General features: G+C 40.5%; 7 protein-coding genes and 1 pseudogene. 6 read left to right on the top strand and 2 right to left on the bottom strand.

What is annotated here, in order from left to right; genetic code table 11:
- Nucleotides 1-415: pseudogene (locus KH943_RS08695) on the bottom strand (hypothetical protein); the annotation flags it as partial.
- A gap of 132 nt (nt 416-547) precedes the next feature.
- Here KH943_RS08695 and KH943_RS08700 point away from each other — a divergent pair.
- From KH943_RS08700 to KH943_RS08710, 3 genes are all read left to right on the top strand, one after another.
- Nucleotides 548-952, top strand: a complete 405-nt coding sequence (locus KH943_RS08700) for a helix-turn-helix domain-containing protein (protein ID WP_304110048.1) — start codon at nt 548-550, stop codon at nt 950-952.
- 120 nt (nt 953-1,072) lie between these two features.
- The gene (locus KH943_RS08705; RefSeq protein ID WP_119222322.1) at nt 1,073-1,255 is read left to right on the top strand and encodes a hypothetical protein; all 183 of its coding nucleotides are present in this window, start codon (nt 1,073-1,075) and stop codon (nt 1,253-1,255) included.
- Complete coding sequence (locus KH943_RS08710; protein ID WP_304110052.1) at nt 1,219-1,770, top strand: hypothetical protein; 552 nt, start codon at nt 1,219-1,221, stop codon at nt 1,768-1,770. The genes KH943_RS08705 and KH943_RS08710 overlap by 37 nt, the downstream gene beginning before the upstream one ends.
- A 51-nt stretch (nt 1,771-1,821) precedes the next feature.
- On the opposite strand, the gene KH943_RS08715 is transcribed toward KH943_RS08710, so the two are convergent.
- Entirely contained in the window at nt 1,822-2,616 is a 795-nt protein-coding gene (locus KH943_RS08715; protein WP_304110064.1) for a sulfite exporter TauE/SafE family protein, read from the bottom strand.
- Between the two features lie 223 nt (nt 2,617-2,839).
- On the opposite strand from KH943_RS08715, the gene KH943_RS08720 reads away from it, so the two are divergent.
- The 3 genes from KH943_RS08720 to KH943_RS08730 all read left to right on the top strand — a co-directional run.
- The gene (locus KH943_RS08720) at nt 2,840-4,516 is read left to right on the top strand and encodes a solute:sodium symporter family transporter (protein WP_304110055.1); all 1,677 of its coding nucleotides are present in this window, start codon (nt 2,840-2,842) and stop codon (nt 4,514-4,516) included.
- 101 nt (nt 4,517-4,617) lie between these two features.
- Nucleotides 4,618-6,063 (top strand): sulfatase-like hydrolase/transferase, encoded by a 1,446-nt coding sequence (locus KH943_RS08725; RefSeq protein WP_304110058.1) that lies wholly within the window; start codon nt 4,618-4,620, stop codon nt 6,061-6,063.
- 14 nt (nt 6,064-6,077) lie between these two features.
- On the top strand, nt 6,078-6,292 hold a 215-nt coding region (locus KH943_RS08730; protein ID WP_304110061.1), incomplete at its 3' end, for a cyclic nucleotide-binding domain-containing protein.

A 6,292-nucleotide genomic window follows, 5' to 3' on the forward strand; every position in this document is an offset into this window, starting at 1 on the left:
GTGCTTCTTCCGCTTTACGTGCTTCTTCCGCTTTACGTGCTTCTTCCGCTTTACGTGCTTCTTCGGCTTTACGTGCTTCTTCCGCTTTACGAGCTTCTTCCGCTTTACGAGCTTCTTCCGCTTTACGAGCTTCTTCCGCTTTACGAGCTTCTTCAACTTTACGAGCTTCTTCTGCTTTACGTGCTTCTTCCGCTTTGCGAGCTTCTTCAGCTTTGCTAGCTTCTTCTGCTTTACGTGCTTCTTCAACTTTACGAGCTTCTTCAGCTTTCTTAGCATCAGTTACTTGCTGACGAGCTTGCTCATTTTGAGCGGTTGGTTGATTAGTGTTTGGTGTGTTTGAACTGCCACCACTGCTTCCACAACCTGTTAATACGGCTAAAAGTGCTGCTGCAAGGGTTACATTTTTTAGTTTCATAAAGACCTCAATAAATAAAAGTAGGAGAAAAAAACCAAAACTATTATAATTTGGTCGAAATTATGTACAATAAACCAACAATTACAGCCAGTTACCGAATTAAGGTAACTATTTACCTTGAGAGAGCAGTGTATGAAAATCAATGAGAAAATCCGTCAGTTACGCGAACAACACCAGTTATCGCAAGAAAATATGGCGGATAAATTAGGGATGTCAGTAACGGGATATGGGAAAATTGAGCGAGGTGAAGTGCGTTCAAATCTATCTCGTTTAGAACAAATCTCTGAAGTATTTGATATGGATATTTGTGAGTTGCTCTCTGTGGGGGAAAATGAGAAAGTTTATTTTAATAATACTGTAACTGAATCAAGTAACTCAAATAATTTTTTGTTTGCAATTGGAAATGAAAATTTAGAAAAAACCATTCAACAATTACAATTAATATTAAGCCATAAAGATGAATTATTAGCACAAAAAGATAAAATTATAAATGGGTTAGAAAGAGAAATCGATTTACTCAAAAAATTACAAAAATAATATTCACAAGCGGTTAAATTTGTAAAAGAAATGGCAAATTTTACCGCTTTACTTATAAATATGTTAAAATAGACAGTGATATACTAAAACAATATGCAGTAATTTAAATAGGAGCAATTTATGGCAACTTCTTCTTTTAGCAAGAATTTTGTGATTTCTGATCAAAAAGTCGTCAAAGATTTATTATATGCAATAGATAATCCAACGGAAATTCAATTAAGAAAAACAAATCCCTCTCAGGAAGAACAGAAGAAACAAGATGTTTTATGTGCAATAAAAAAACAATTAGCCTCAATGAACTAATCGAAAACTTAGGTATTGAAGAAACACAGCGATTTCTTACCTTTTTTCAATGTTCCCGAAATCCTGATGTTGAGAAATTTTTAGTACAAAAAGCAATTCGGTTTGAACAAGCATCAGCCGCTTCAACACATCTCATTCTCAATGAAAATGGGCAAATTCTTGCCTATTATGCTCTTTCGTTTAAAGAAATTCGGATTGAAGCAAGTAAAACACTTTGGAAAAAATTATCGGGTGGATTAGGCGTAGGCAATATCCTAAAAGTGTTTCTTATTGGTCAAATTGCTAAGAATGAAGCCATTTCAAATAATCCTATCAATTTATCAACCATACTTGATGATATTTATCAGCAAATTTATTTAGCAAAACGTTCTGTGGGTGGGCGTGTTATCGTTCTTGAATGTGAAGATCATCCAAATCTTATCTCTCATTATCAGAAACACGGCTTTCAATTACTTCAAACTGTAGAAGATGAAAACCAATTAAAAACAATGTTTATCGTGCCAGCCTTTAAATAATCACAAGCGGTGAAATTTGTAAAAGAAATTGCAAATTTCACCGCTTGTTTTTTATTTCATCAAATGTGCGATCAACATATAAGTTGCGATTACCAGCAAAATAATGCCGAGCAGTTTTTTTACTAAAGCGGGCGAGAGTTTACCGCGGATTTTCATTGAGAAGAAGCTGGTAATGAATGCACAGAACACCACAATCAGCACTACAGAAAAGTTGATATAGCCCACTTGCCAGCCGAAATGAAATGGCGGAGTTTTGGTAAGATAGCCATACAAACTGCCGAGTCCGCCAATCACCATCATATAGTTGGTGTATGGGGCGATTTGATGCGGTTTTACGCTTTTGAGCTGCCCGATAAGCGGTGCCATAATCGAGCCTCCGCCAATGCCCGTCATTCCTGCAATAAAGCCGCCGAAGGTGCAAAGCCCAATCCCTTTTGCGGTTTCATTTGCATTTTGACTGTCGTTTTCGACCGCTTGTTTGCTCATTAAGGTGCGAATTGCCAGGGCAGAAAGCGTAATGACAAAAACGCTGATAATCACGATGTCAGGCACATAAAAACTCACTTCAAAACCGAGCTGTACGCCAATAATCATTCCTACCGACCAAATCAACATCGCTTTGTAGTTTATTTCTACTTTTTGGCGGTAAAAATAGACGAGGTTGATCATTGAAGAGCCCATTACGATGGTCAGCGAGGTAGCGGCGACCATTTGCAATGGAAATTCGGGAAAGAGAGTGTAAAGAATGGGTACCATCAATACACCACCGCCAATGCCGAAAATGGCAGACATAATGTTGGTGATAATGCCACAACCTATCAGAATTAAAATTAAGGTGATGCTCATCATCTGCTCCTTTTGCCTTTTGTAATTTCTCGCTGATTATAATGAGAACAAAAAAGGAAAATATGATCACGCTCATAAACCATCCAATAAAATGCATAAAAATGAAGTTTTGTTTCGAATTTGTGATCAGACTCACACAGCCAATATGACAAGCATCATAAACTAATCGAAAACATTGCAGTAATCTAACCACAATTTTAGATGTTTCCTAAAGGAGGAGCGTATGTGGCTAACGATTTCTAGTTTTATCATCGTCACTGCATTAGTTGCGTATATTTCGTGGCTTAAAACTAAAGGTGATGACCTTAAAAGCTCAAAAGGTTATTTCCTTGCAGGACGGGGCTTGGGCGGTTTGGTAATTGGTTGCTCAATGGTCTTAACCTCGCTTTCCACCGAACAGCTTATCGGTGTAAATGCGGTTTCTTATAAAGGTAACTTCTCTGTAATTGCGTGGACAGTGCCAACCGTGATTCCGCTCTGTTTCTTAGCTCTTTATATGTTGCCAAGATATTTACGTAACGGTTACACCACCGTGCCAGAATTTTTTGAAAGCCGTTTCGACCGCCAAACGCGTTTGATTATGTCCACGCTCTTCTTAATTTTTTATCTTTTAATCGTGATTCCAACAGCTCTTTACACAGGGGCAATTGCGTTTAACAAAATCTTCAACCTTGAAACAGCATTCGGCTTAAGCTATGGCACAGCAATTACTTATACCGTGATTGCCATCGGTGTGGTCGGGGCGATTTATGCAATCTTCGGTGGTTTAAAAGCGGTAGCGGTGTCAGACACCATCAATGCGGTAATTATGGTTATCGGGGCATTGCTCGTACCATTCTTTGCGTTGATGTATTTGGGCGATGGCAGCTTCTCTGAAGGCTTACACACCATTACCACCACGCACGTCGATAAATGGAATGCGATAGGTAGCGAAACGGATGCAACGCCGTGGCCAACCATCTTCACTGGGATTATGGTAGTTCACTTTTTCTATTGGACAACCAACCAAGCAATCGTACAACGTTGCTTAGGGGCGAAAGATTTAAAATCAGGTCAAAAAGGGATTTTGATTGCAGCATTATTCTTGCTCACCTTACCTGTGATCTTAAACTTACCTGGTTTACTTAGCTTCCACATTTTAGGCGAGGGCGTAAACCCAATTGATGCCTCTTACCCATTACTCGTGAACAAAGTATTACCAACGTGGTTACAAGGTTTCTTCATTGCGGCATTATTCGGGGCGATTTTAAGTACCTTCAATTCATTCTTAAACTCAGCGGCAACTATTTACTGTAAAGACTTATTGCCTTCCATCAGCAAAAAAGCCCGTTCAGAAGAAGAGTTAATTGCTTACGCGAAAAAAGTCTCTACCATTATGGCAATTGTAACAATGATTTTCGCACCGCTTTTAATGTTCGGTACAGATGGTATCTTCTTAATCACTAAACGTTTCGCAGGCTTCGTGAACATTCCAATCGTGGCATTATTTGCGGTCGGCTTATTCAACAAAACCGTCTCTGGCTTAGCTGCTCGTATCGCGTTGCTTGCACACGTTATTTTATACTTCTGCATCGTTTGGGTGTTCCAAGTTAAACTTAACTTCGTATATGTAATGGGTGGTTTATTCGTATTCGATGTAGTGTTAATGCTCGTGTTAGGCATCTTCTTAAAACGCGAACCTTATGTAGAAAACACCGTAAACAAAGGCGACGTGGACTTAACCAACTGGAAATATATCAAAGTGACTTCCATCTCATTAATCCTTGGTTTATTCGCACTTTATGCCTTCTTATCGCCAATTGGCTTGGCATCAGAAGCGGGCAATCCAAGTATGGTGTTAGGCGTATATGCCGTGTTACAAGTAATTGTATGGTTTGTGTTTAAACCGAAATCGGAATAATCGTAGGGTGTGTGGATTGTTTGCAATCCACGCACCATTTTTAACCGCTTGCGTGCGTGAATTTTTCAAATTCATACACTCTACAGAGTAATGGAGATATTATGAACATTCTTTACATTCTTTTAGACCAAATCCGCAAAGATATGCTTGGGGCTTATGGGCATCAAATAGTGAAAACACCCAATATCGACCGTCTTGCCAAAGACGGTATTCGTTTCAATAACGCCTTCACGCCCGCCTCGGTTTGTGGGCCTGCACGCACTTCACTTTTCACAGGCTTAATGCCTTCCACCCACGGCATTATTCGTAACGGTGAAAAAGGCGGCACGGGCGAGATTTCTCAATCAGCCCCAAACATCGGAAAACTGGAAGGCTACAACACCTATGTAGTCGGAAAATGGCACGTTGGCACCAAATCTGTGCCTGAAGATTATGGCATTCAAGGACACAATTTTGACGGCTACGGCTACCCTGGTAGCGGCGTGTATAAAAACCTCGTGTTTAACCAACCGCCAACACACTCCAACCGCTATAAAGAGTGGCTGGAAGAAAAAGGCTATGAGATTCCAGAGGTGAGCAATGCCTATTTTGGCGACAACCCACACTTACGGGTGCAAGAGCTTTGTGGCTTGCTTTCTGGCAGCAAAGAGCAAACCATTCCGTATTTCATTATTGACGAAGCAAAAAAATATATCGGGCAATCTTTGGCGGAAGGCAAACCGTTTTTTGCGTGGATCAACTTCTGGGGCCCGCACACACCGTGCATTGTGCCAGAGCCTTATTACTCTATGTATCGCAAAGAAGATGTGGTGCTAGATGAGAGCTTTTTTAAACCGCTTGAAGGCAAACCGAACCACTACCGCACCATCTCCAAAATGTGGGGAATGTGGGAAGCGAGCGAAGATCATTGGAAAGAAGTGATTACCAAATTCTGGGGTTACATTACCTTGATTGATGATGCAATTGGCGACCTGTTCGCTTTCCTTGAAGAAAAAGGCATTTACGACAGCAGCTTCATTGTTGCCACCGCTGACCATGGCGATGCGATGGGCGCTCATCGAATGATTGAAAAAGGCGAATTTATGTTTGATACTACCTACAACATTCCGATGATTATTAAAGACCCAAACTCCAATCGCAACAATCAGCAAGATGATAACCTTGTCTATTTGCACGACTTGACCTCTACGGTGTATGATTTAGCCCAACAGCCAATCCCAACAGCCTTTGAAGGCGAAAGCATTTTGCCGATTGTGCGTAAAAATCAAGATAACCAACGCAAAGGTGTGTTAGCACAATTGGCGGGGCATTTTGTCTATTTCGAGCAACGAATGTGGCATCGTAAAGATTACAAACTGGTGTTCAACGCCTCTGATGTAGGCGAGCTTTACGATGTGAAAAACGACCCTGCAGAAATGCACAATCTCTTCTACAAGTCAGAATATCAAGCGGTTAAAAAAGAAATGCTAGCGGAAATGCACGCGGAAATGGTACGGTTAAAAGATCCATTGGAGAATTGGGTTTATCGTATCATCAATGAAATTTAACGCATGGAGTATTTATGGAAAAAGTCCCAATTAAACCTACCGAACTCAACCACTGCCAACTCACGGCATTAAGCCTACTTCCAAAAGGCACGACTGTTTACGAACAAGGTGAAACCGCACACGGTTTTTACTACGTTTCCTCAGGTTTAATCGGACTTTTTCACACTCTTGAAAATGGCAAAGAGAGCCTTGTTCGCCTCTATTCCCACGGCGATTATTTTGGCTTTCG

Origin of the sequence: Haemophilus parahaemolyticus (assembly GCF_018373095.1) — a bacterium.
GTDB classification, from domain to species: Bacteria; Pseudomonadota; Gammaproteobacteria; order Enterobacterales; family Pasteurellaceae; genus Haemophilus_A; species Haemophilus_A parahaemolyticus_A.